The following is a 24,562-nucleotide window of genomic DNA, read 5'->3' on the forward strand; positions in this document are numbered from 1 at the left end:
CGCACAGGAGGTTCCGCACCATGGCACGCATCGGCCTGCTCCCCGTCTCCGACGGCCGCGACTACGTACAGCGCGATGTGCACGAGCACGTCGGCCGCGCCGCGGCGCAGCTCGCGGGCGTCCTCCGGGACGCCGGACACGAAGTGATCACCGCGCCCGAGCAGATCACCAGCAACACCCTGGCCACCTCACAGGCCCGCTGGGTCGCCGACCACCACCCGGACCTGACGATCCTGCACCACTCCGTGTGGACGTTCCCGCACTTCACCGCGCTCGCCGCGGACGCCACCCCGGGGCCGCTGCTGCTCGTCGCCAACATCGACCCCCAATTCCCGGGCATGGTCGGCATGCTGGCCGGCGGCGGCGCCCTCGACCAGCTCGGCCGCACCCACGCCCGCGCCTGGGGCGACCTGGACGACGCGGCCGTACGGGAGCGGATCCTCACCCATGTACGGGCCGGCGCGGCCGTACAGGGGCTGCGCGGCTCCACCTTCGGGCGGATCGGCGGCCGGCCCATGGGGATGTACACGGCCACCGCCAACACCGACCAGTGGATGAAGACCTTCGGCGTGGACGTCGAGGAGATCGACCAGTGGGAGGTGGTGCGCAGGTCGGAGAACGCGGACGGCAAGCGGGTCACGGCCGCCCGCGAATGGCTGGAGAAGCACACCGCCGGAGTGCACTACGACGGCGACCGGCTCACCCCGGAGCTGCTGGAGCGGCAGATCCGCAGCTACTACGCGATGCGCGAGCTCATCGACGAGTGGAACCTCGACTTCTCCGGCATCAAGGGCCAGCCCGAACTCACCGCGAACTTCTGCACGATGGACATCGCGGAGGCCTTCCTCAACGACCCGTACGACTGGGAGGGCCCCAAGGAAACCCATGTCACCTCCACCGAGGCCGACATGGACGCCGCGCTCACCATGCAGACGCTGAAGCTGCTCACCGGTGACCCGGTGCTCTTCGCCGACGTACGGCACTACCACGCCGACCGCGACGTGTGGGACCTGTGCAACTCGGGCCAGCACGCCACCTGGTACGCGGCCCGGTCCGCCGACCCCGCGGAGAACCTGCGGCACGTGAACCTGCTGCCCGAGGTCTTCTACTTCCCCGCGGGCGGCGCCTCCGTCCAGCACCTCGCCGCGCCCGGCGACATGACCTTCGCCCGGCTGACGCGGTACGACGGCGCGTACCGGATGCACGTCATGCGCGGCTCCCTCCAGACGTACGACGAGGAGACCAACGAGCGCATGATGCGGGCCTCCACCTGGGAGTGGCCGCACGCCTTCGCCTCGCTCAACTGCGAGGCGGACGAGTTCCTCTCGCGCTTCGGCTCGAACCACATCCACGCCGTGCCCGGCGACCACGTCGACGCGCTCCGCGCCGTCTGCCGGCAACTGGGCATCGCCTACGACGGCTTCGGGGACGCGGCATGACCCTCCGCCCCGCACACGGGTCACGCTGAGAGGATCGCCGCACACGCTATGGGCAGGAGGACGAAGTGACGCGGTCGGGCTTGCTGTTGGGGATCGACATCGGTACGGCGTCGTCGAAGGGGGTGCTGGTCGACCCCGCCGACGGGACGCTCGTCGCCGAGGCCGTACGCGAACACGGCACGGACACGCCGCACCCCGGATGGTTCGAGCACGACGCGGAGACGGTGTGGTGGGCCGACGTCCGGGCACTGTGCGGCGAACTCCTCGACGGGACACGGGAAGTGGCCGGCGTCTGCGTCAGCGGCATCGGCCCCTGCCTGCTCCCCACCGAAGCGGACGGCACGCCGCTGCGGCCCGCCATCCTGTACGGGGTCGACACGCGCGCGGGCGACCAGATCGCGGCACAGACCGAACGGTACGGCGCGAAGCGGGTGCTGGAACGCTGCGGCTCCCCGCTCACCAGCCAGGCCGTCGGCCCCAAACTGGAGTGGCTGCGCGAGCGCGAGCCGCGGGTGTACGAGCGCACCCGCCGCTGGTACATGGCCAGTTCGTGGACCGTGCACCGGCTGACCGGCGCGTACGTCCTCGACCACCACTCGGCCAGCCAGTGCACCCCGCTGTACGACCTGCGGGAACGGCAGTGGATCGGCGAATGGTGCGAGGACATCGCACCAGGGCTGGAATGGCCGCGGCTCGTGTGGCCCTCGGACGTCGTGGGCGAGGTGACGTCCGCCGCCGCTTCGGCCACGGGCATTCCCGCGGGAACTCCCGTGGTGGCGGGGACGGTTGACGCCTGGTCCGAGGCCGCGGGAGTGGGCGCGACCGGCACCGGCGACCTGATGCTCATGTACGGCACGACGATGTTCCTGGTCAACGTGGTGCCGGAACCGGTGCCCGACGCGCGCCTGTGGTCCACGGCCGGCGCCTTCCCCGGCACGTACTGCCTCGCCGGCGGCATGGCCACCTCGGGAGCGGTCACGGGCTGGCTCCGCGACCTGACCGGCGCTGACTACGCGACGCTCACGGAGGAGGCGGCGAAGGTGCCGGCGGGCTCCGAAGGGCTCCTGATGCTCCCGTACTTCGCGGGTGAGCGGACCCCGCGCTTCGACCCCGACGCGCGCGGCGTCGTCGCCGGCCTGACACTCCGGCACGGCCGCGCGCACCTGTACCGGGCGGCGCTGGAGGCCACGGCGTACGGCGTCCGGCACAACCTCGCCGCGATGCGCGAGGCCGGCGGCCGGCTCGACCGCGTCGTCGCGGTCGGCGGCGGCGCGCGGGAACTGTGGACCCGCATCGTGTCGGATGTGACCGGCTGCGAGCAGGTGGTGCCGCGCTACACGATCGGCGCGGCGTACGGTGACGCGTTTCTCGCGGGCGTCGGGGTGGGGGTCGCGTCGCGCTCCTCCATCACGTCATGGAACCCGCCGACGGGCGTCGTCGCGCCGGACCCCGCGACGGGGGCGGTCTACGACGCGCTGTACTCGCGGTACTTGGAGCTTTATGAGGTGACGGCTTCGACCGTGCATGGGTTGGCTGCGGGGCAGCGGGGGGAGGGGTGAGCCCTGTTGTTTGTTCCCCCCTCTTCCCTGCCCGCAGGGCAGGGCCGGGGTCCGGGGCGGAGCCCCGTTCTTTCCGCGCGGAGCGCGGCGGGGTGCAGGGGCGGAGCCCCGCGCGGGGCCCGGGGCGCCAGCCCCGGTTGCTCCTCTTCCCCGCCCGTAGGGCAGGGCTGGGGTCTGGGGCGGAGCCCCGGAAGAAACGGGTAGGGGCGGGTCCGGGGCCAAGCCCTCACGGCGGCGCGTGCGTTGGGTGCGTGGGGGACGTGACCTCGCGGCTGGCGGTCCGGTGTGCCCACCCGTTCCGCCCCTTGGGCGGACCAGCTGCCCACACCGGGCAGGTGCGCCCGTCCCGCGTGGCGGAGGCGCACATCCAACGCAGCCGCCCCCCCCCCCCCCCCGCCTTTACTCGGTCAGGGCCGCCGGCAAGGGCGTCGCGTGGAGGATTCGGAGGCCGGAGACGGCTCGGGTGAGGGTTACGTAGAGGCGGCGGAGGCCCGTGCGTTCGTCCGGTTCGGCGTCGACGATCGCGGAGGGTTCGTCGAGGACGACCCAGTCGTACTCCAGGCCCTTCGCCAGGTCCGCGGGGACCAGCGTGAGCCGCGCCCCGGCGGAGGTCTCGTCGCCGGGGGAGAGCGGCGGGAGGCCCGCCGCCTCCAGCGCGGCCCGCAGCTCCGGCACGCGCGGCCCGGCCGCGATCAGACCGATGGACCCCTCGTGCCGCAGCGCCGAACGGCACGCCTCGACCACGGATTCCGTGAGCCGCTCCGGCGCGCACTCCCGTACCGCGAAGTCGCCCGCCGACTCGCGGACCGACGTCGCCTCGGCCAGCCCCGGCGCGATCCGCGGCAGCAACCGCGACGCGTAGGCGATGACCTCGCGCGGTACGCGGAAGCCCTGGGTGAGCTCTTCGACGACCGCGTCCTCCTTGCCGAGGTGCCGCAGTGCCTCCTCCCAACTGGACGTCGCCCAGGGCGTGGTGCCCTGCGCGAGGTCGCCCAGTACGGTCGCGGACCCCGTCGAGCAGCGGCGGCCCACCGCGCGGTACTGCATGGGGGAGAGGTCCTGTGCCTCGTCGAGCACGACATGGCCCAGTGACGGCGTACGGGACACCAAGTCCCGCGCCTCGTCGATCAACACCGCGTCCGCCGCGGACCACTTGGCGGACTTCACGCCCCGCGCCGGCTTCGCCCATAGCAGTGCCTTCTGCTCCTCCGCGCTCAGCAGCCCCTCGGCCTGCTCCGCGAGGAAGTCCGCGTCGGACAGCAGCCGCAGCACCACCTTCGCCGGATCGGCCGCCGGCCAGCACTCCTTGACGACGGCCTTCACCGCCGCGTTCCGCGCCACCGCGTCCTGGACGCGGTCGTCCGGCGCCTCCCCGGCCTGTTCCATCCGCACCAGCACCGCGTGCGCGATGCGTTGCGGCAGGGCCTCCCGCGCCGCGCCGTACCGGATGTCGCGGGCGAGCAACTCCCGTACCAGCTCTTCCAGTTCGTACGCGGGCACCCGCCAGCGCCGCGAGCCGCGCACCACCACGCACGGCTCGGTGGGCATCGTGACCCCGGCCCGTACGGCCCGGCGCAGCACCTGCGCCATGCGCGCGTCGCCCTTGATCCGCGCGGTCTCCGGCTCGTCCTCGCCGCGTACGTCGACGTGGGCGACGAGCTCGCCGACCGTGGCCTGCCCGACCCGCACTTCGCCGAGCGCGGGCAGCACCTGCTCGATGTAGCGGAGGAACGAGTCGTTGGGGCCGATGACGAGCGTGCCGGTACGGGTGAGGCGTTCGCGGTAGCCGTACAGCAGATACGCCACGCGGTGCAGGCCCACGGCCGTCTTGCCGGTGCCGGGCGCGCCCTGTACGCACACCGTGCCCTCGACGCCCGCGCGGACGATCTCGTCCTGCTCGGGCTGGATCGTCGCGACGATGTCCCGCATGGGCCCGACACGCGGGCGTTCGATCTCCGACTGGAGCAGGGCGCTGCCGCGTTCGGCCTCTGCTGGGTCGGTGAGGTGTTCGTCCTCGTACGCGGTGAGGTCGCCGTGCGTGTAGCCGAACCGGCGGCGCAGCCCGACGTCCTGCGGGTCCTTCTTCGACGCGCGGTAGAACGGCTGCGACACGGGCGCACGCCAGTCGACGACCATCGGGTCGCCGTCGGCGTCGTGCACGTGGCGGCGGCCGATGTAGAAGCTGTGCCCGGCGGCGTGGTGCAGATAGTCGAGGCGGCCGAAGAACAGCGGCGCGTGGGCCAGGTCGGCGAGGGAGGCGATACGGGCGTCGAGCTGGTGCTGCAGCACCTCGGCGTTCACCCAGTTCGCGGTGACGTCGCCGATGTCGAGGCTCTGGGCGTCCTCGCGCATGGTGCGCAACGCGCCGCGGGACGCGGCGAGATGGGCGCGTTCCTGCGCGAGGGGGTCGGGTCGGCCGGGATCAGTGGAGCCGGGAACGGGCGCGGGCACGGTTGTTCGCCTCCGTGAGTGCAGGGGGTGGGCTCGGGGCACGCGCCGGCCGCATCGCACATCGGATGCCTGCCGTCGTACGGCCGGAGCCTCCCGTCCCGGGAGGCGGCAAGACGGGCGATTCTAGTCACCGGGTACGGAGCGGGCGAGCCATTATTCTGCGGACGGAAGACCACGCGACGGAACACCACACGGACGGAACACCACGCGCCCGGGAGACCGGCGAGGGGAGACGGCACACGTGACTGGGCTGGACGGCACGTACGAGAAGTCCGCGCGGCCGTTCCGCCCCCGGCGTCCGCCGTCCGTGCCGTGGCGCGCCGCACCCCGCCGCGCCACCGTCGCCGCGGGGCTGCTGCTCGCGGTGTCGCTGGCCGCGTTCGCCGCGCTGTGTCTGTCGCAGCGCTTCCCGATGGCGGACGTCCTCGTGTACCGCGCGGAGGGCGCGGCCGTCGCGGGCGGCACGGACCTGTACGGCTTCACCGTCACCGAGTGGGAACTGCCCGCCACCTACCCGCCGTTCGCGGCGATGCTCTTCGTTCCGGCGGCGTGGCTGCCGCTGCCGCTGCTGAAACTCGCCGTCATGGCGGGCAACTTGGCGCTGCTGGCGGTGCTCGTCGATCTGTCGCTGCGGCTCGCGGGCCGGGCCGCGTGGACGTACCGGCTGCCGGCGGTCCTCGCCGGAACGGCCGCCGCGCTGTGGCTCGAACCGGTCTTCCAGACCTTCGTGTTCGGCCAGATCAACCTGGCGCTCGCCTGCCTCGTGCTGTGGGACATGAACCGGCCCGCGGGGGCCCGCGGCAGGGGCCTGGCCATCGGCGTCGCGGCGGGCATCAAGCTGACGCCGGCCGTGTTCGCCGTCTATCTGCTGCTGACCGGGCGGGTACGGGACGGGCTGACCGCGCTCGCCGGCTTCGCCGGGACGGTGCTGGTCGCGGGGCTCGTACTGCCGGGCGCCAGCGTGGAGTTCTGGACGCGGCGGATCTTCGAGACGGCCCGCGTCGGCAAGGCGTGGATCGTCGACAACCAGTCGCTGCAGGGCCTGGTGGCCCGCGTCGCGCACACGCCGGAGCCCGGCCTGTGGTGGCTGGTGCCGGCGGCGGTGGCCGCGGTGGCGGGACTGTGGGCGGCGCGGTACGCGTACCGGCGTGCGGGCGGCTTCGCGGGTGCGGGTGCGGATGCGGGCGAGTGCTGGGGGCTGTTGGCGACGGCACTCGTCGCGCTGCTGGTGTCACCGATCAGCTGGTCGCACCACTGGGTGTGGTGCGTACCGCTGCTGGCCGCGCTGGCCGCGGCGGCGCCGCGGTGGGTGACGGGCACGGTGGCGGTGCTCTTCGCGGCCCGCACCATGTGGCTGATCCCGAAACAGGGCGACCTGGACCTCCACCTCCCCTGGTGGCAACACCCGTTGGCCTCCCCCTACCCCTTGCTGGCAGCAGCCCTCCTGACGGCTCTGGCCCTCGCTCTAAGGGCAGGCCGCGCCCCCGCGCGCTAGTCGCCGTCCGAGGACGTCGCGTCCTCGTCCGCGCTCTCCACCCCGAGGTCCGTCGAGTCGACGATCCGGTACGCGTAGCCCTGCTCCGCGAGGAACCGCTGGCGGTGGGCCGCGAAGTCCTGGTCGATGGTGTCGCGGGCGACGACCGAGTAGAAGCGGGCCTCGTGCCCGTCGGCCTTCGGCCGCAGCACGCGGCCGAGCCGCTGCGCCTCCTCCTGGCGGGAGCCGAACGTGCCGGACACCTGGATGGCGACCGTAGCCTCCGGCAGGTCGATGGAGAAGTTCGCGACCTTGGACACGACCAGGCACGTCAACTCGCCCTCGCGGAAGGCGTTGAACAGCTTCTCGCGCTGCGCGTTGCTGGTGTCGCCCTTGATGACGGGCGCGCCGATGTGCTCGCCCAGCTCGTCCAGCTGGTCGATGTACTGGCCGATGACCAGGGTCTGTTCGCCCTCGTGCTGCCGCACCAGCTGCTCGGTGACCTTGCGCTTGCTGTCGGTCGTCGCGCAGTAGCGGTACTTCTCGTCCGCCTCGGCCGTCGCGTACGCCAGCCGCTCCGAGTCGGTGAGGCTGACCCGCACCTCCACACAGTCGGCGGGGGCGATGTAGCCCTGCGACTCGATCTCCTTCCACGGCGCGTCGAACCGCTTCGGGCCGATGAGGGAGAACACGTCGGACTCCCGCCCGTCCTCGCGCACCAGCGTCGCCGTCAGGCCTAGCCGGCGGCGCGCCTGGAGGTCCGCGGTGAACTTGAAGACCGGCGCGGGCAGCAGGTGCACCTCGTCGTAGACGATGAGGCCCCAGTCGCGGGAGTCGAACAGCTCCAGGTGCGGGAAGACGCCCTTCCGCTTCGTGGTGATCACCTGGTACGTGGCGATGGTGACCGGGCGGATCTCCTTCTTCGTACCGCTGTACTCGCCGATCTCCTCCTCGGTCAGCGACGTACGGCGCATCAGCTCCGACTTCCACTGCCGGGCCGAGACCGTGTTGGTGACGAGGATCAGTGTCGTCGCGCCCGCCTTCGCCATGGCGCCGGCGCCGACGAGGGTCTTGCCCGCGCCGCACGGCAGCACCACGACGCCGGAACCGCCGTGCCAGAAGCCCTCGACGGCCTGCTCCTGGTACGGCCGCAGGGACCACTCCGCGGTGTCCAGCTCGATCGTGTGCGCCTCGCCGTCCACGTACCCGGCGAGGTCCTCGGCGGGCCAGCCCAGCTTCAGCAGCACCTGCTTGATCTGGCCGCGCTCGGAGGGGTGCACGATCACGGTGTCCGGGTCCACGCGGGAACCGACCAGCGGCTGGATCTTCTTCGAGCGGAGGATCTCCTCCAGCACCGGCCGGTCCGTGGTCTCCAGGACCAGGCCGTGCGTGGGGTGCTTGGACAGCTGGAGCCGGCCGTAGCGGGACATCGTCTCGGCGACGTCGACGAGCAGCGCGTTCGGCACCGGATACCGGGCGTACGCGACGAGGGCGTCCACGACCTGCTCGGCGTCGTGACCGGCGGCGCGCGCGTTCCACAGGCCGAGCGGGGTCAGGCGGTACGTGTGGATGTGCTCGGGCGCGCGCTCCAGCTCCGCGAACGGCGCGATGGCGCGGCGGCACTCGTCCGCCTGCTCGTGGTCGACCTCCAGGAGCAGGGTCTTGTCGCTCTGGACGATCAGCGGCCCACCGTTCACGCGAGCTCTCCCTTCGGTGCCGGCCAATCCGGTACGGACAGGCCAAACGTCCAGTGTGCCGCATTCCGTTCCACACGAAGGAGGACGAGTGGGCCGGGTCACACAAGGGAGGCGGGGGCTCGGGCCGTTGCCTGTGCGGTCAGTCCGCTTCGAGCTCCGCTACGCCCGTGATGCGGTGCAGGGGGTAGGTGCGGATCTCGTCGGCTGTGTGGTCGTAGCCGGTGACGAAGCCGCCCTCCACCCGGACCGGGGCGAGGACGCGCTGGCTTGCCGCGCCGTCGGCGTTGACGTAGCCCATCCACACCGCGGTGCCCGTCAGCGCCGCCGACTGCATCGTCGCGAGGGTGTCGGCGGACGTCGTACGGGGGAGCGCGCCGTCGGGGGTGCGGGTCTTCGGGCGGCCGGTCTGCCGGGGCGCGGCCGTCGCCGCGTGGTCGCCGGCGCGGATGGCGCGTACGGCGGAGGCCAGCAGCGGTTCGTCGGGCGGCGGCGGGCCGTCGGGGACCGGTTCGGGTGCGGTGCGCGGCGGGGTGCGGTGCGCTTCGGCGCGGGCGATGACGACGTCGCCCTCGGCGGACTCGGCGGCCGGCGCGTACCCCATCTCCCGCAGCTTGGCGAGGAGTTGGCCGGGCGGCGCGGGGGACGCCAGCACGGTCGGGGCGAGCAGCCGCGCCCGCAGCGGCGCCGAGCGCTTGTCGGCGAGGATCTCGGTGAGCAGCGCGTCGTCGTCGCAGCGTACGTAGGAGGACGCGGCGCCGACCCGGAGTCTGCCGTGCTTGCGTGCCACGTCGTCGACCAGATAGCTGAGCGGCTGCGGCACGGGGGTCTGCGAGTGCGCGGCGAGGAAGGTGTGGATGTCGGTGGCGCTGCGGCCCGCGTCGAGCCCGCGGCGTACGGAGTCGGGCGTGAAGCGGTAGACGGTGGCGCCGCCCTTGGACTCGATGTCGGCGAGCGTGCCGAGCGTGTCGGCGAGGGACCGCTCCAGCGGTCCGGGGGCGACGGCGGTGAGGTCCGCCTGGAGCAGCACCTTGTCGAGGGGCTCGGGGAGCAGCGGGGCGAGCCCGTCCCCGGCGCGCTGCGCGGCGGCGGTCAGCTCGGTGGCCGTCAACTCGCGTACGGGGTGCGGCTGTCCGGGGTCCTGCCCGGCGCCGGGCAGAAGAGGGCGCGGGTAGGCGGCGAGGGCGCCGCGGCCCGTGAAGCCGAGCAGCTCGGCCTCCTGCAGGGCCCATTCGGCGAGCCGCGACCGCAGGTCGGTGCCCTCGCCCTCGTCGTCGCCGCTCGCGGCGGCGCCCCGCAGCGGGCGCTCCCAGCGCAGCCGCTCCAGCAGCGAGCCGGTCTCGGGCGCCGAGCCCTCGGGCAGCTCCGCCAGCAGTTCCAGGGTGCGGCGCCGCACATCGGGGGCGAGCCCGCGGTCCAGGCCGGGCCCGAGCGGGGAGAGGCTGCGGCCCTTCCCGTCCCGCTCCCCGGCGAGGCCCGCCACGCGCGTACCGGTCAGCCACGCGGTGGCCAGCTGCGCCCAGCGCTCCTGCGCGGGGCGGCGCAGCCAGTCGTCGTACGCGGGCGTCGGCGCGTAGCACTCGTCGGCCTCCCCGTCGGATGCCAGCAGGCCCGCGCGGTAGGCGAGTTCGATCCAGAAGGCGGCCGCGGGCTCCGGCAGGTCCAGCGCCACGGCGGTCCGCTTCAGGTCGCGTACGCCGAGGCCGCCCGCGCGCAGCACGGCCGGCGGGTCCTCCTCCCAGGAGGACAGCATCTCCTCGACGGTGCCGAGCGCGGTGAACGCCTGGCCCGCTGCGGTCGCGTCCACCGTCGCCACGGGGTGCGTGCGCCGTACGGTCACGTCGGGCGCGACGGGCTCGACCGTCCGGTGCGCCCGGCCGCCGCGCAGCCGCAGCGCCACCTCGCGGGGCAGTACGACGGTGCGCGGCCCGGACGGTACGAGCAGCGCCCGGTCGAGGAGCCACGCGACGGGCGGCGACGGCATCTCGGTGTCGACCGTCCCGTACGGCGGGCCCCACTCCAGCTTGCCGAGCATCGCCGCCGCGCCCTCCGGGGCCCCGGCCAGCAGCTCCCTCATGCGCCGCGGGTCGGCGAAGAGCGCAGTGAGGGAGTCGAGGGCGCTGACCGGGTCGTGGGTGCCGGGCAGTCCGGCGGCGGCCAGGAACTCCTGGAGCCGGCCAGGGGACATCCCCGACACGGCCTCGGCGAGGGTCGGCCCGAGACCGGTCGGCGAGGGCGAGGACGGGCCGGGCGCCAGGACCTCCCGCGCGGTCCGCACCAGCCGCAGCCGCGCGTCGTCGCCCCACAGCAGAGCCTGGGCGCGCAGCGCCTCCAGGGCGTACGGCAGCCGGTCGCGTACCGCCTCCGCCCGCTCCCGCCACGCGGCGGGGTCCTCCTCTTCGCCCTCCCCGTCGCCGGTGAGCAGCGCGGCGAGGTCATCGCAGTGGCAGGGCTCGGGGGAGACCGCGAGGGCTTCGGCCGCCTGCAGCGCGAACCGGTCGAGGCGTTCCACGGCGCGCACCACCGAGGCGCGGGTGCCGGCGCGGGTCGCGAGCTGCGTCAGATCGTTGGGCACCGGCGACAGCAGGTCCGGGCGCAGCCGCAGCAGACCGGCGAGCGCGTCGTCGTCGCGGGCGCGCAGATCGTCGGCGAGCGTACGGGGGGCGGTACGGGATCCGGTACGGGAGTGGCCGCCGTGCTGCTCGGTGCTCATCCCCACAACGGTAGCGGGACGCCCGTGGCACCGGGGCCGCGGCGCGGTACCGTCATGGCGTACGAGCGCCAAACGCGAGCAGCCGTTGGGGATTTGGTGGGGATCGAGAGCGACCAGCTCGTCTTCGACTATCTGAGCCGGGTCGGAGACCTCGCGCACAGTACGCCGATGACGGCCTCGGAACGTGCCCGGCTGGTCAACGGGCTGCGCGGCGAGATCGACCGGGCGCGCGCCGCGGACGGCGGCGCGGAGAGCAAGGCCGCGGTGCGCCGCATCCTCGGCCGGCTGGGCAAGCCGGAGGAGGTCGTGGCCTCCCGCGGCGGCACCTCCGTGTCCCCGGGCGGCCTCAGCGACGTCGTGCTGCCCGGGCCGCGCGATGTCGCGGCCGGCGACGGCGGGGCGCAGGACACGCTGAGCGCGCGGGCGCGGACCCGCGCCCGGGAGGCGCGCGAACAGGCGCGGGTCCGGCTCCGCAAGGAGCGGAACGGCGCCGACGGGCCGGCGGAGGGCGCCGCGCCCGAGGAGCCGCAGCCGCAGGGGCCCACCCTCAAGGACCTGGAGCGCAACGCCCCGCACCTGGCCGGGATCGACGAGCTCGGCCCGCAGGAGTCCGACGTCGACTGGTGGCGCGCCGAGCCGGGCCCCGGCGGCCGCGCCGGCGCGGGACGGCTGGGCGACGGCGGCGACCAGATGCCGGGCTTCAGCGGCGGCATCGAGCTGCCCGAGGTGCTGAAGCCGCCGCCGGAGGACGACGAGGAGGAGGCCGCGCCGGCTCCGTACGCCCCGGCCCCGGCCGTGCCCGCGGCGCCCGCGGTGGAGGAGCCCGCCACGGGCGGCGGCAGAGGGCGCCTCCCGCTGTGGCTGCTGCTGCGGGCCAGCCGCCGTTCCGCCGCGGGCCCCCGCGCCGGAGGTGTCGTCGAACTGGCCGCCGTCGCCCTGCTGTTGGCGGGCGCCGCGTTCGGCTCGCTCATCCCGCTCGCGCTCGGCTGGCTGGCCGCCTGGTGGTCGCCGCGCCTCAGCCGTACGGAGGCGAAGTGGGCGGCGGCCGGGGTGCCGGGCGTGGTGCTGGCCGGTACGGCGGTGTGGCTGTGGGGCCGTACGGAGGGCCGCTGGGGCGATCCGATAGCGCGCGGCGGCGACGCCATGCAGACGGCGCTGTCGGACACCTGGCCTGTGCTGTTCCGCGTCGCGGCGGTCGCCGGCGCGCTGTTCCTGCTCTGGCGCGCCCGCCGCTCCGTACACCGCTGACCCGCTGACCTGCTGACCCCGGCCTGGGCGTCCCGGAACGTGGAACGCCCCCTGTCCGGCTGGCCGGACAGGGGGCGTTCGGGGTGTGGCGTCAGTCGTTCTTGCAGGAGTTGCCCTCCGCCGGGTTCAGCAGCGAGACGATGCCGATGCTGTTGCCGCACAGGTTGACCGGCACGTGCACGGGGATCTGGATGTTGTTCCCCGACAGGAGGCCGGGCGAGTTGGTGGCCGAGCCGGACGCGCCGGAGTCGGCGGCCGCGGCACCCGCGCCTCCGAGGACGGTGGTGGCGGCGAGAGCTGTCGCGGCGAACGCGGTACGAAGACGCATGGACACTCCTGAGTCGGGAGCCGAGTGGATCTGACGAACCCTTCGACAGTCGGCTCGGGGCCCGCCTCCCGCCACACGTACTACTCCGCACGGGGCCTCCCCGCCCCGGAACCACGGTCCTCCGAAGCCCCCGGCGCGGGCGCTCCGGAGGACCGGGACCCGCCGCGAACCGCGCCCGGACCTGCGGCGATACTGGCCCGCATGACGGCAGAGATATTCGCGGCCGCAGGCGTGCTCGCCCTGATCACCCTGCTCCCCGGGCCCGACATGGCGGTGGTCACCAAGAGGGCCGTGTCCTCGGGCGCCGCGGACGGATACCGCACCGCGGGCGGCATCGTCGCGGGGCTGCTGGTGTGGGGGCTGCTCACGGTCGCCGGGCTGGCCGCCGTACTGGCCGCGTCCGCCGTGGCGTACACGGCCGTCAAGGTGCTGGGCTGCGCCTACCTGCTGTACCTGGGCGTCCGTACGCTCTGGGAGAGCCGCAAGGGGGCCGCGGAGAGCGCGGAGGCCGCGCCGGAGCTGCCCGCGTCCGGCGGCAGCGCCGGCAGCGCCTGGCGTACGGGGCTGATGACCGACCTGCTGAACCCGAAGATCGCCGTCTTCTACACCGGGCTGCTGCCGAGCCTCGCCCCGAAGGAGCTGCCGGTCCCGTGGAGCCTGGCCCTGCTCGTCGTGCTGCACGTGGTCATGACGATGGCGTGGCTGTGCGGCTACGTCTGGCTGGTCTCCCGTGCCCGCGCCGTCTTCCAGCGCCCCCGCGTCCGCAAGGTGATGGACCGCGTCACCGGTGTCGCGCTGCTCGCCTTCGGCGTCCGGCTGGCCACCGAGGGCAGTTGAGCCGGACGGCCCGCGTACGTACTCGTGACACGGCGGGGGTGGCGGACAGTTCCGCCACCCCCGCCGGTGTCAGTACGGGATCACCGGTGCCGGCGCGGGCTCACTTGCCGAGGTCCTTCTCGATGTCGTCCAGGATCTGGTTGGCGGAGGTGTAGCCGATGCCCAGGAACCAGCGGTCGTCGTCCACCGCGAACTCCTTCTTCTCCTTCACGGCCTTCAGGTTCTTCCACAGGCCGCTCTTGGAGGCCTTGGCGTAGCCGGACTTGGACGGGTCGCCGTAGGAGGAGTGGAAGAGCGCGCCCGCGTCCGCCTCGTCGATCCTCTCGGGGCTGACGCCGGTGAACAGGCCGTCGGACTCCTCGGCCTTCTCCGCCACCTCCGGGCGGCCCAGGCCGACGTCGTCGAGCACCGTGCCGATGTAGCTCTTCTTGCCGTAGATGCGGGCGTCGGCGCCCTCCATGAAGCGGACCACGTTGGTGTCGAGGGCCTTCGCCTTCTTCTTGCCGCCGATCGCCTCGGTGACCTCTCCGGCGTGCTTCTCGTAGTCCGCGACGACCTTCTCGCCCTCCTCCTTCTTGCCGAGGGCTTCGGCGTGCACCCGGAAGTTCTCCTTCCAGGGGTAGCCGGTCGCCTCGGTCATCACGGTGGGGGCGATGGCCTTGAGCTGCTCGTAGTTCTTGGCGTCGCGCATGGCGCTGGTGAGGATCACGTCCGGCTTCAGGGAGGCGATCTTCTCCAGGTTGGGGGCGCCGATGTTGCCCACGTTCTCGATGCCGCCGACCTCGTCCTTCGGGAAGTAGCCGGGGAGGGCCTTGCTGACGTCGGCCTTGGTCGCGCCGACCGGCTTCACGCCGAGGGTGATGGCGGAGTCCAGCTCGCCGGTGTCCAGCACCACGACTCTCTTGGGGTCGTTCGGTACGGAGACGTTGCCCTTGACGGTCTTGACCGGGTGGGTGCCCTGGTTCTCCTTCTGGCCCTTGTCCTCGCCGCCCCCGGCGCCGCAGGCGGAGAGGGAGAGCGCGGTGGCCGTGGCCAGCGCGGTGAGTGTCATGCTGCGGGCGATCGTCACGTGTGCGCCTTTCGGTACGGTACGGCGGTGGACGTGGGGGGCGGGTCTGTCGCGGGCCGGTGGCCCGGGGCTGCCGGTACGACCAGGGGGGAGCCGGTCACAGGGTCGGGGACGACCACCGATTCCAGGCCGAACACCTCGCGGACCAGGTCCGCGTCGACGACCGACGAGGGCGGGCCCTGCGCGGCGATCCGGCCGTCCTTCATGGCGACCAGATGGCCGGCGTACCGGGCCGCCTGGTTGAGGTCGTGCAGGACCATGACCACGGTGCGGCCACGCGCGCCCTCCGGGGACGGCGCGGTCAAGTCGTGTACCAGGTCCAGGACTTCCACCTGGTGCGCGATGTCGAGGTACGTGGTCGGCTCGTCCAGCAGCAGCAGGTCCGTCTCCTGCGCGAGCGCCATCGCGATCCACACCCGCTGCCGCTGCCCGCCGGACAGTTCGTCGACGGGCCGGTCCGCGAGCGCGGCGGTGTCGGTGCGCTCCATCGCCTCGCCGACGGCCCGTTCGTCCTCCTCGGACCACTGCTGCCACCAGCGCTGGTGCGGCTGCCTGCCGCGCGCCACGAGGTCCGCGACGGTGATCGCCTCGGGTGCCGCGGGGGACTGCGGCAGCAGCCCGACGGTCTGCGCGATCTGCCGCGTCGGTATGCGGGACAGCTCCTGCCCGTCCAGCAGTACGGAGCCGCCGCGCGGTTTCAGCAGCCTGCCCAGGGCCCGCAACGTGGTCGACTTTCCACAGGCGTTGGGCCCGACGACGACGGTGACCCCGCCGTCCGGCACGTCCAGATCCAGCCCCTCGACGACCGTACGGTCCTCGTACGCGAGGGTCAGCCCGCGGGCCGCGAGGCGCGTGCGGGGAGTGTGCGGGGCGCTCATGTGACAGCTCCAGTACGGGTGTTCACCGCGATCAGGCGGATCAGATACGGGGCGCCCACCGCCGCCGTCAGCACGCCCACCGGCAGCTCGGTGGGCGCGAACAGGGTGCGGGCCAGCACGTCGGCGACGGTGACGATGAAGGCACCCAGCAGGGCCGAGCACAGCAGCGGAATCTGCGCGGTACGGGTGAGCCGGCGGGCGATCTGCGGTGAGAGCAGCGCCACGAAGTCCACCGGGCCGGCGGCGCCGGTGGCGACCGAGGCGAGCACCACGCCGGTGAGCACCAGCCCCAGCCGGGTGCGGCCCAGCCGGACACCGAGCGCGGTCGCCGTACCGTCGTCGAAGGTCACATCGCGCTGGGCGCGCGCGGCCCACAGCACCAGCGGCAACAGGACCGCCAGTACGAGGGCGAGCGGGCCGGCCTGGTCCCAGCCCCGCCCGTTGAGCGAGCCGGTGAGCCACACCTTGGCCTGCTGCGCCACGATGAAGTCGCCCTTGGTGAGGAAGAGCTGGGTCACCGAACTCAGCGCGACGGAGAAGCCGATCCCGATCAGGACGAACCGCCCCGCGTGCAGCCCGCCCCGCCAGGCGAAGACATACACCAGGGCCGCCGCCAGCATTCCGCCCGCGACGGAGAGCAGAGGCAGCACCGCAGGCGAGGTCACGCCGAACGTCATGGCGCCGACCGTCAGGGCCGCCGCTCCGTGCGACACCCCGATGATCTCGGGGCTCGCCAGCGGATTGCGCGCCACCGTCTGGATCAGCGCCCCGGCGACCCCGAGGGCCGCACCGACCAGCAGGCCGACGACGAGCCGCGGCATCCGCAGGGTCCCGACCACGAGTTGGTCGGGGGACGGCAGCCCGAGGAGGACCTTCACCACCTCGGCGGGCGGCACCCGGGTCTCACCGACCGTCAGATTCGCCACCACGGCCGCGAACAGCGCCGCGGCGAGCACCACGGCGACGGCCGTGCCGCGCCGGTGCACGAGCAGGGACACGCCCCGCCGCCGTACGACCGCGTACCCCGCGGGGGCCGTGCTGCTCACGTTCGTCACGCCGCCACCCGCTTCCTGCGGACCAGGGCCACCAGGAAGGGCACGCCCAGCAGCGCCGTCAGCACCCCCGCAGGGACCTCGCCCGGCGGGAAGATCACCCGTCCCACGACATCGGCGGCCAGCAGCATCACGGGGCCGAGCATTCCCGCCATCGGCAGCAGCCAGCGGTGGTCGGTGCCCACCAGGGCACGGGCGATGTGCGGAACAGCCAGCCCCACAAAGGCGATCGGGCCCGCCGCCGCCACCCCCGCACCGGTCAGCACCGTCGCACCGAGACCTCCGACGACCCGCACCGAGCCCACGCTCCGGCCGAGCCCCTTCGCCACGTCCTCACCCAGGGCGAGAGCGTCCAGGCCCCGCGCGACCGCCAGCACCAGCACCAGGCCCGCCAGCAGGAACGGCCACACCTGGACCGCCACGTCCATGCTGCGCCCCGTCAGCGAACCCACCTGCCAGAAGCGGAACTCGTCCAGCGCCGCGCCCCGCGTGGTGAGCACCGCCGAAATCACCGACACCAGCAGCGCGTTGACCGCCGCGCCGGCGAGCGCCAGCTTCACGGGAGTCGCCCCGCCGCGTCCGCGCGCGGCCACCGCGTACACCGCGACCCCGGCAACTCCCGCCCCCGCGAAGGCGAACCACACATAGCCCGCGAGGGTGTGCACCCCCGCGAACGCGATGGCGGCCAGCACACCCGCCGCGGCTCCCTGGCTCACCCCGAGCACACCGGGCTCGGCGATCGGATTACGGGTCAGGCCCTGCATCACGGCGCCCGCGAGCCCGAGCGCGGCGCCGGTCATCAGCCCGACGAGGGTGCGCGGCAGCCGCATCCCCCGCACCACCTCGGCCGCGTCACTGTGACCGCCGTGCAGCAGCACCTCCCACACCAGACCAGGCGGGATGGTGCGGGCGCCGACCGCCAGGCTCAGCAGGGCCGCCGCCGCCAGTGCCGCGACACCGGCCAGCGTGAGTGCCGAACGCCGGACCGCGAGCTGCCGGCGAGGTCCGGGGCTGCGGGGGAGGGCTGTCGGGGCCTGGGGCTGCGCGGGCGGAGCGGCAGGCATGCGGAGCGTCCTCGGTTCTCGTGCGCGGTACGGAGTGCGCGTACTGGTGCTCCCGGGGCTGGTGCTCCCGGTACCGGTCGGACGGACGGGTCAGGTAAGGCGGCCCTAAGTGTAAGGCCCGGCAAGGCAGAATGGGCCCCATGCTCGAGAACGCACCGCAGGGCGCAGCAGCCCCGCCCACCACGCCGTCCCGTACCGCGCCCACTGTCGGTTTCGATCTCGATATGACGCTGATCGACTCCCGTCCCGGGATCAAGGCCGCATACGAGCAGTTGTCCGCGGAAACCGGGATATTCATCGACGCGGAGCTGGCCATCACCCGCCTCGGGCCGCCGCTGGACGAGGAGTTGGCGCACTGGGTCCCCGCGGAGCGGATCCCCGAGATCGCCGACCGCTACCGCGCGCTGTACCCGGAGCACGCCATCGAGCCGACCCTCGCGCTGGCCGGCGCCCGCGAGGCCGTCGCCGCCGTACGGGCAGCGGGCGGCCGCGCCATCGTCGTCACGGCGAAGCACGAGCCCAACGCGAAGCTGCACCTGAGCCACCTCGGCATCGAGCCGGACGCGGTCATCGGCTGGCTGTGGGCGGAGGCCAAGGCGGAAGCCCTGCGCGAACACGGCGCGAGCGTCTACGTCGGCGACCACATCGGCGACGTACGCGGCGCGAAGGCGGCCGGCGCCCTGTCCGTCGGCGTCCCGACGGGCCCCATCGGCGCGGACGAACTCCGCACGGCCGGCGCCGACGTGGTACTGGAGGGCGGCCTGGCGGACTTCCCCAACTGGCTCGCGGACTACGCGAGCCGAGCCCAATAAAAGGGGCGCGGGGAACTGCGCGGATCAGGGGCGCGGGGAACTGCGCAAACCCCAGCGCGGGCCGAGCCGCCCAAGCCCGGCCCGGGGCACACGAGGCGGCGCGGCCCCCGCTGAACGCTAACTCGCGGCGCGAGCCGCGCGCCGCTGCGCAAGCGCCGACCGCACCACGCCGGAGGCGGCAAGCACGAAGCCCAGCCCCATCAGCATGCAGACGAAGTAGGCGGGCGCGGGGAAGGGGCGCGTACCGAGGAAGAGCGGGGCCACGGTGACCACCGTGGCCAGGGCTCCGACGAGGAATACGACGCCGCCGATCCGTACGAGAAGATCACCGGCGCGGGACGTTTCAGCGTTCACAGGGCCAGGGTAGTTCGGTGAGCAACTGCACGGAGGAACCCCTCGGCGGCATCTTGCCACCGGGCCCCGGACGATTAGCCTGGTGGTCGGCGGGTCAACTGGCCCGCTCCACTGCTCTTCAGAGCAATTTCAGCACGCTGCGGCCGCCCGGCTGCCCGGACAAGTACGAGGACGAGGACAAGACGTGCCTACCGGCAAGGTCAAGTGGTTCAACAGCGAGAAGGGCTTCGGCTTCCTCTCCCGCGACGACGGCGGCGACGTTTTCGTGCACTCCTCAGTGCTGCCCGACGGCGTGGACGCGCTCAAGCCCGGCCAGCGCGTTGAGTTCGGCGTCGTCGCCGGTCAGCGCGGTGACCAGGCCCTCTCCGTCGCGCTGCTGGACCCGGCCCCGTCGGTCGCCGCCGCACAGCGCCGCAAGCCGGACGAGCTCGCGTCCATCGTGCAGGACCTGACCACGCTGCTCGACGGCGTCGCGCAGGGCCTGGAGCGCGGCCGCTACCCGGACAAGACCCACGGCCGCAAAATCGCCGGCATGCTCCGAGCAGTAGCAGACCAACTGGACGTCTGACACCAAGGTGTGGGCAGTCGTTCCGCAGGGGCGGAACGGGTGGGCACACCGGACCGCACCCGCGAGGCCTGTCCCGCCGTACGCAACACCCGCGCCCCCGCAGGGGGTTACGTACGGCGGCCCGCCCCGCACACGGCGCGGACCGCACACGGCGCGGCCCGCACGCGAAACCGGCCCCGTCACGGAAAGTCGAGCGCCCCCGCCGGGAGCTCCGGCACAAGCCCCTGCTCCGCCGCACGCCCGAGCAGCCCACGCACCGCCGCGTACCCGTCCTCTCCCAGCTCCGCCGTGAACTCGTTGACGTACAGCCCGATGTGCTGGTCGGCCACGGCCGGATCCATCTCCTGCGCGTGCTCCATCACGTACGGCCGCGCGGCCTGAGGGTCGTCCCACGCCATGCGTACGGAGGTCCGTGCCGCGTCCGCGAGGGCCCGCAGCGTCTCCTCGCCCAGCGAGCGCTTCGCGATGATCGCGCCGAGCGGGATGGGCAGTCCGGTGGTGTTCTCCCAGTGCTCGCCCATGTCGGCGAGGCAGTGCAGCCCGTAGTTCTGGTACGTGAAGCGCGCCTCGTGGATGACGAGGCCCGCGTCGACCTTGCCGTCCCGTACGGCGGGCATGATCTCGTCGAACGGCATGACGGTCACCTTGCCGACGCCGCCCGGGACTTCGGCCGCCGCCCAGATGCGGAACAGCAGATAGGCGGTGGACTTCTCGCTCGGTACGGCGATGGTCTTGCCGGTGAGCGATGCCGGGCCGCCCTCGCCGTCCGCGGTGAGGACGAGCGGTCCGCAGCCGCGGCCGAGCGCGCCGCCGCAGGGCAGCAGCGCATAGTCGTCGAGCACCCACGGCAGCACCGCGTACGACACCTTGAGCACGTCGAGGCTGTCCTCGCGGCGTTCCGCGATCCCGTTGGTGATGTCGATGTCCGCGAACCGGACGTCGAGTTCAGGCGCGCCCGGCACACGGCCGTGCACCCACGCGTCGAAGGTGAAGGTGTCGTTCGGGCACGGCGAGAACGCCATACGCAACGGAGGCATCTGCAACGGACTCATGCCTGCCATGTTCGCAGCACGGGCGAAAGTGCCTCGAAGGCCCCCTCCAGGGCGGTGAGCGCGGCCGGGATCTCCCAGGCGCCGCGGTCGCGCGGTCCCACGGCGTTGGAGACGGTGCGCACCTCCAGGACGGGCAGTCCGTACGCCGCGGCGGCCTCGGCGACGCCGAAGCCCTCCATGCCCTCGGCCGCCGCGTCCGGGTGACGTTCCGTCAACTCCCGTGCGCGGGCGGCCGTTCCGGTGACGGTGGAGACGCTGAGCACGGCGCCGGTGACGGCTCCCGTTGCCTCGGCCGCGGCCCGTACGAGCTCCTGCGGGGGCCGGTGCACGGTGGTGCCGAAGCCGAGTTCGGCGAAGCCGCCGTCCGCGGTCTGCGCGCCCAGGTCGGCGGCGACGAGCGCGTCGGCGACGACGGTCGCGCCGAGCGGCACGGGCGGGAAGCCGCCGCCGATCCCGGCGGAGACGACCAGCCCGTACGGCTCTCCGGCGAGCGCGGCGTGCGCGAGCGCGGTGGCCGTGCCGGCGGCGACGGCGGCCGGGCCGACCCCGCCGGCCAGTACGTCGACCCCGTCGGGGGTGCGGTGCAGGGCGTAACTCCCGGGCAGCGTACGGATGTCCGCGCCGCGGGGCGCGACCGCGTCGCGTTCCGCGGCGACGGCGGTCACCACCAGTACCCGGGTCATGTCAGCGCCTGCCGGCGGGCCGTCAGCTGTCGTTCTTGAGCTTCAGGTGCCAGACGCCCGTGATGCTGCCGCCGTCATTGGCGACGATGCTGACCTGCGCGTTCTTCTTCGGCGCGGCCTGCTGTCCCATCTGGCTCTGCTGCTGGAAGAACGCCTCGCCGGGGAAGCTGTAGTACGTCTTCTTGACCGGATCCGGCAGTGCGGGGCGGCCGTTGACGAAGAGCAGCCAGCCCTTCTCCGCCATCTCCGGGTCCACGCCGACCCGGACCTTGTCGCCCGCGCCGACCTTCACGGTCTGCTCGGCCTTCTTGCCCAGGCAGCTCTTGACCTCGCCCGCGGGGATCGGGTTGCCGTCGTCGTAGCAGGACGCCTCCGTCGAGACGCTCGTGCTGTTGACGGTCGCGGTCGCCCGCGGGGTCGGCTTCTCGCAGGCCGAAAGGGCCAGCAGTCCGAGGGACACGGCGCCGATGGCAGTGACGGTGCGGACACCCCGCCGGGAGATCGCGTAGCTCATGCCGGGCAGATTACCGGGCGTGGTGCGTGACGCGTCGCGCGGGTGCGGGGGTGGCGTGCCGTGTACGGGGGGTGGGGCTGTGGGCTCCGGGAGACCCCGGGGCGGCATGATTTACGGGCCGCGCCCCCTCTCCCGTTCGGGCCGGCCGGTCATTGGCTGTGCACGGCCCGAAAATCACGCTTCAGTGCCCCGGGGCGCACCCTGCGCCCCCACCCCACCCGCGGTCACGCAGCCGTTGAGGTGGAAGGGGGTGGGGTTTGGCGCCCCGTCACACCACCCGTGGGTGTGGCGTGCCGCGGCGGGCTGCTGTGAGGAGGCCGCGGACCGTGGTGGCCGTGCCTGCGGCCACGCCGGACGCGGCGACGCACATGCCGAGCACGCCGATCAGCGGCAGCAGGATGCCCACCGCGCCGCCCACCACCCACGCCAGCTGGAGCACCGTCTCGGAGCGGGCGAACGCCGACGTCCGCACCTCCTCCGGCACATCGCGCTGGATCAGCGCGTCCAGCGACAGCTTCCCGAGCGCCTGCGCGATCCCGGCCGTCGCGGCGACCGCCGCCACCGCGACCGTCCCGTACAGCGCGGCCGCCGTGACGGTCGCCGTCAGCGCGCACAGCAGCATGGTCGTGATGATGAGTTCGGGGCCGCGGGTCCGCATCAGCGCGCCGAGCGCGTTGCCGAGCGCGTTGCCCGTACCGGCGCACGCCACGACGAGGCTCAGCGACACCGCCGCCGACCAGCCGTCCAGCGGCTGCTCCCGCAGCAGGAACGCGAGGAAGAAGAGGAGGAAGCCGGAGAGGCAGCGCAGCGTCGCGTTGGCGATCAGCGCGTTGCGTACGGACAGGCCGACGTTCCGCAGGCCGGGCCGGGGATGGCGGGGGTGCCGCACATCGCCCAGCCGCGCCTTCCGCTCGCCCCGCGCCGAGTCGACCTTGTGCGGCAGCGTGAAGGCCAGGAAGGCACCCACGAGGAAGATCACGAACGCGCCGTACAGCGGCCACCGCTCCCCTAATCGGTGCAGCCCCGCGGCCACCGGCGCCGCGAGGGCCGTCGCGGAGAGCCCGGCGAGCGTCACCCGCGAGTTCGCCTTCACCAGGGAGAACGACCGCGGCAGCAGTCTCGGTACCACGGCCGACCGCACCACCCCGTACGCCTTCGACGACACCAGGACCCCGAGCGCCGCCGGATACAGCTCCAGACCGCCCGTCGCCACGGCGCCCGACATGGCCAGCGCCAGCAGTGATCGCGCCACCATCGCCCCGGCCATCGCCGCCCGCCGCCCGTGCGGGATCCGGTCCAGCAGCGGGCCGATCACCGGCGCCAGCAGCGTGAACGGGGCCATGGTGACGAGGAGATACAGGGCGACCCGGCCGCGCGCCTCGCCCGTCGGTACGGAGAAGAAGACGGTCGACGCGAGGGCGACCGTCACCATCATGTCGGCCGAGGAGTTCACCGCGTGCAGCTCGATCAGCTTGCCCAGCCCGGACTCGCCCGCGCCGTGCGCGTGCGTGACGCGGCGCACCCGGCGGCCCACCGCAGAGGGCGGACGCGACAGGGCGCGCGCGGCACGGCGCAGCGGATGCGGGTGTGGACGCAATCCCGAACGGGCCTTGGCAGCCACGCCTTTCAGTGTGCCCCGGCCGGGTCGCCGGGTATCGCGAAGTTCCCCGGTACCTCGTCGCTCGCGCCCGTGGGGTAGCGTGGTTCAACGGTGCGTTCCGCACGGCCCGAGCCGGGAAGCGGACGTCGCAGCGGCCTTCGTGGTCCCGCTCCGTCCACATCCCGCCCGTTCTCTCGCCGGCCGCCGTACGGACAGCGCACGCCGACAACGGCGCTACGGCGTAGGAGAGACGATTCTTGTGAGTGCTGCATGAGTGCCGCGACTGCGACCGCGCAAGCGAGCGCGACGACGCGCCGTGCCCGCCGAGCCCCCGACCGGCTGTGTGCCGAGGCCGTCGAACTGGCCCGGGAGGCCGCCGAGGAGGCCGCCGACCCGGGCACGGTCGGCGAGCATCTGGAGGTCGTCGCCGACGGGGACCGGGTCGTCACGCACTACTTCGCGTGTCTGCTGCCCGCCTACCGCGGCTGGCGCTGGGCGTCCACGGTGGCCCGCGCGTCCCGCGCGAAGGTCGTCACCCTCGACGAGACGGTCCTGCTGCCGGGACCCGACGCGCTGCTCGCTCCCGAGTGGGTGCCGTGGAACGAGCGGCTGCGCCCCGGCGACCTCGGCCCCGGCGACCTGCTGCCGACAGAGGAGGGCGACCTCCGTCTGGAGCCGGGCTTCTCCGGCGAGGAGGAGCCCCCGCCGAACTCCCTGGTGGCGGACGGCGAACCGGCCGCCGCCGCGGTGCCGGAGGCCTCGGCCGCCGCTGCCGCCGAGGAGGAACTCCCGGCGCGCGGCGGCATAGCGGCCATCGCCGAAGAGCTCGGCATGGGGCGTACGCGGGTGCTGTCCCGGTACGGCCTGCACGAGGCGGCGGACCGCTGGGAGGAGTCGTACGGCGCGACGGCGCCCATGGCCCAGTCGGCGCCGGCGAACTGTGTGTCGTGCGGGTTCCTCGTGCCGCTGGCCGGATCGCTGCGGCAGGCCTTCGGCGTGTGCGCCAACGAGTTCAGCCCGGCGGACGGACACGTGGTGTCCCTTTCGTACGGGTGCGGCGGGCACTCGGAGGCGGCCGTCATGCCGCAGCCGCCGAAGCCCCCGCCGCCGGTCCTGGACGAGACCAGGTCCGACAGCCTCCCGCTGAGCTGACCTTCCCGCGCCGAGCTCCCG

The 24,562-nt window shown here is 73.5% G+C and carries 21 protein-coding genes; 8 read left to right on the forward strand and 13 right to left on the reverse strand.

Annotation, left to right across the window (positions count from 1 at the left end; all coding sequences use genetic code 11):
- The first annotated feature begins 20 nt into the window (after positions 1 to 20).
- Complete coding sequence (locus AC3AGO_RS19430; RefSeq protein ID WP_487821483.1) at positions 21 to 1,439, forward strand: L-fucose/L-arabinose isomerase family protein; 1,419 nt, start codon at positions 21 to 23, stop codon at positions 1,437 to 1,439.
- 65 nt (positions 1,440 to 1,504) lie between these two features.
- A complete protein-coding gene (locus tag AC3AGO_RS19435) occupies positions 1,505 to 2,998 on the forward strand; it encodes an FGGY-family carbohydrate kinase (RefSeq protein ID WP_487821484.1) in 1,494 nt (497 codons plus the stop codon).
- A gap of 399 nt (positions 2,999 to 3,397) precedes the next feature.
- On the opposite strand, the gene AC3AGO_RS19440 is transcribed toward AC3AGO_RS19435, so the two are convergent.
- Positions 3,398 to 5,449 (reverse strand): HelD family protein, encoded by a 2,052-nt coding sequence (locus AC3AGO_RS19440; RefSeq protein ID WP_487821485.1) that lies wholly within the window; start codon positions 5,447 to 5,449, stop codon positions 3,398 to 3,400.
- 355 nt (positions 5,450 to 5,804) lie between these two features.
- Here AC3AGO_RS19440 and AC3AGO_RS19445 point away from each other — a divergent pair, with 355 nt between their 5' ends.
- A complete protein-coding gene (locus tag AC3AGO_RS19445; protein WP_487824717.1) occupies positions 5,805 to 6,944 on the forward strand; it encodes a glycosyltransferase 87 family protein in 1,140 nt (379 codons plus the stop codon).
- Here the strand turns inward: AC3AGO_RS19445 and AC3AGO_RS19450 are convergent.
- Together AC3AGO_RS19450 and AC3AGO_RS19455 are read right to left on the reverse strand one after the other, a co-directional pair.
- Positions 6,941 to 8,620, reverse strand: coding sequence for a DNA repair helicase XPB (locus tag AC3AGO_RS19450; RefSeq protein WP_487821486.1), 1,680 nt, complete (start codon positions 8,618 to 8,620; stop codon positions 6,941 to 6,943). The genes AC3AGO_RS19445 and AC3AGO_RS19450 overlap by 4 nt on opposite strands.
- Before the next feature lie 139 nt (positions 8,621 to 8,759).
- Complete coding sequence (locus AC3AGO_RS19455; protein ID WP_487821487.1) at positions 8,760 to 11,330, reverse strand: helicase-associated domain-containing protein; 2,571 nt, start codon at positions 11,328 to 11,330, stop codon at positions 8,760 to 8,762.
- Between the two features lie 96 nt (positions 11,331 to 11,426).
- On the opposite strand from AC3AGO_RS19455, the gene AC3AGO_RS19460 reads away from it, so the two are divergent.
- Positions 11,427 to 12,578: a hypothetical protein gene (locus tag AC3AGO_RS19460; protein WP_487821488.1), complete on the forward strand. Its 1,152-nt coding sequence runs from the start codon at positions 11,427 to 11,429 to the stop codon at positions 12,576 to 12,578.
- 91 nt (positions 12,579 to 12,669) lie between these two features.
- Here the strand turns inward: AC3AGO_RS19460 and AC3AGO_RS19465 are convergent, their stop codons facing one another.
- Complete coding sequence (locus AC3AGO_RS19465; RefSeq protein WP_487821489.1) at positions 12,670 to 12,906, reverse strand: chaplin; 237 nt, start codon at positions 12,904 to 12,906, stop codon at positions 12,670 to 12,672.
- Positions 12,907 to 13,107: 201 nt separating this feature from the next.
- Here AC3AGO_RS19465 and AC3AGO_RS19470 point away from each other — a divergent pair, with 201 nt between their 5' ends.
- Complete coding sequence (locus tag AC3AGO_RS19470; RefSeq protein WP_487821490.1) at positions 13,108 to 13,743, forward strand: LysE family translocator; 636 nt, start codon at positions 13,108 to 13,110, stop codon at positions 13,741 to 13,743.
- A 100-nt stretch (positions 13,744 to 13,843) separates the two neighbouring features.
- On the opposite strand, the gene AC3AGO_RS19475 is transcribed toward AC3AGO_RS19470, so the two are convergent.
- The 4 genes from AC3AGO_RS19475 to AC3AGO_RS19490 are packed head-to-tail and all read right to left on the reverse strand — an operon-like array spanning position 13,844 to position 17,806.
- Positions 13,844 to 14,794 carry an ABC transporter substrate-binding protein gene (locus AC3AGO_RS19475; RefSeq protein WP_487824718.1) on the reverse strand — a complete coding sequence of 317 codons (951 nt, stop codon included), beginning with the start codon at positions 14,792 to 14,794 and terminating at the stop codon, positions 13,844 to 13,846.
- Between the two features lie 14 nt (positions 14,795 to 14,808).
- The gene (locus AC3AGO_RS19480; protein ID WP_487821491.1) at positions 14,809 to 15,690 is read right to left on the reverse strand and encodes an ABC transporter ATP-binding protein; all 882 of its coding nucleotides are present in this window, start codon (positions 15,688 to 15,690) and stop codon (positions 14,809 to 14,811) included.
- On the reverse strand, positions 15,687 to 16,745 hold the full coding sequence (locus AC3AGO_RS19485; protein ID WP_487821492.1) for a FecCD family ABC transporter permease: 1,059 nt from the start codon (positions 16,743 to 16,745) through the stop codon (positions 15,687 to 15,689). The genes AC3AGO_RS19480 and AC3AGO_RS19485 overlap by 4 nt, the downstream gene beginning before the upstream one ends.
- A complete protein-coding gene (locus AC3AGO_RS19490) occupies positions 16,742 to 17,806 on the reverse strand; it encodes a FecCD family ABC transporter permease (RefSeq protein ID WP_487821493.1) in 1,065 nt (354 codons plus the stop codon). The genes AC3AGO_RS19485 and AC3AGO_RS19490 overlap by 4 nt, the downstream gene beginning before the upstream one ends.
- Before the next feature lie 140 nt (positions 17,807 to 17,946).
- Here AC3AGO_RS19490 and AC3AGO_RS19495 point away from each other — a divergent pair, with 140 nt between their 5' ends.
- Positions 17,947 to 18,618, forward strand: a complete 672-nt coding sequence (locus AC3AGO_RS19495) for an HAD family hydrolase (RefSeq protein WP_487821494.1) — start codon at positions 17,947 to 17,949, stop codon at positions 18,616 to 18,618.
- A 117-nt stretch (positions 18,619 to 18,735) separates the two neighbouring features.
- Here the strand turns inward: AC3AGO_RS19495 and AC3AGO_RS19500 are convergent, their stop codons facing one another.
- Positions 18,736 to 18,972 (reverse strand): hypothetical protein, encoded by a 237-nt coding sequence (locus AC3AGO_RS19500; RefSeq protein WP_487821495.1) that lies wholly within the window; start codon positions 18,970 to 18,972, stop codon positions 18,736 to 18,738.
- Positions 18,973 to 19,156: 184 nt separating this feature from the next.
- Here AC3AGO_RS19500 and AC3AGO_RS19505 point away from each other — a divergent pair, with 184 nt between their 5' ends.
- Positions 19,157 to 19,540 (forward strand): cold-shock protein, encoded by a 384-nt coding sequence (locus AC3AGO_RS19505; protein WP_487821496.1) that lies wholly within the window; start codon positions 19,157 to 19,159, stop codon positions 19,538 to 19,540.
- Between the two features lie 179 nt (positions 19,541 to 19,719).
- Here the strand turns inward: AC3AGO_RS19505 and AC3AGO_RS19510 are convergent, their stop codons facing one another.
- From AC3AGO_RS19510 to AC3AGO_RS19525, 4 genes are all read right to left on the reverse strand, one after another.
- Entirely contained in the window at positions 19,720 to 20,592 is an 873-nt protein-coding gene (locus tag AC3AGO_RS19510) for a 1,4-dihydroxy-6-naphtoate synthase (protein WP_487821497.1), read from the reverse strand.
- Positions 20,589 to 21,275, reverse strand: a complete 687-nt coding sequence (locus AC3AGO_RS19515; protein WP_487821498.1) for a futalosine hydrolase — start codon at positions 21,273 to 21,275, stop codon at positions 20,589 to 20,591. Before AC3AGO_RS19515 ends, AC3AGO_RS19510 begins: the two co-directional genes overlap by 4 nt.
- 22 nt (positions 21,276 to 21,297) lie before the next feature.
- Entirely contained in the window at positions 21,298 to 21,789 is a 492-nt protein-coding gene (locus AC3AGO_RS19520) for a DUF2771 domain-containing protein (protein WP_487821499.1), read from the reverse strand.
- 268 nt (positions 21,790 to 22,057) lie between these two features.
- Entirely contained in the window at positions 22,058 to 23,410 is a 1,353-nt protein-coding gene (locus AC3AGO_RS19525) for an MFS transporter (RefSeq protein WP_487821500.1), read from the reverse strand.
- Positions 23,411 to 23,659: 249 nt separating this feature from the next.
- Here AC3AGO_RS19525 and AC3AGO_RS19530 point away from each other — a divergent pair, with 249 nt between their 5' ends.
- Complete coding sequence (locus AC3AGO_RS19530; protein WP_487821501.1) at positions 23,660 to 24,541, forward strand: DUF3027 domain-containing protein; 882 nt, start codon at positions 23,660 to 23,662, stop codon at positions 24,539 to 24,541.
- Positions 24,542 to 24,562: the final 21 nt, after the last annotated feature.

This window comes from Streptomyces sp. BL1 (assembly GCF_057628045.1).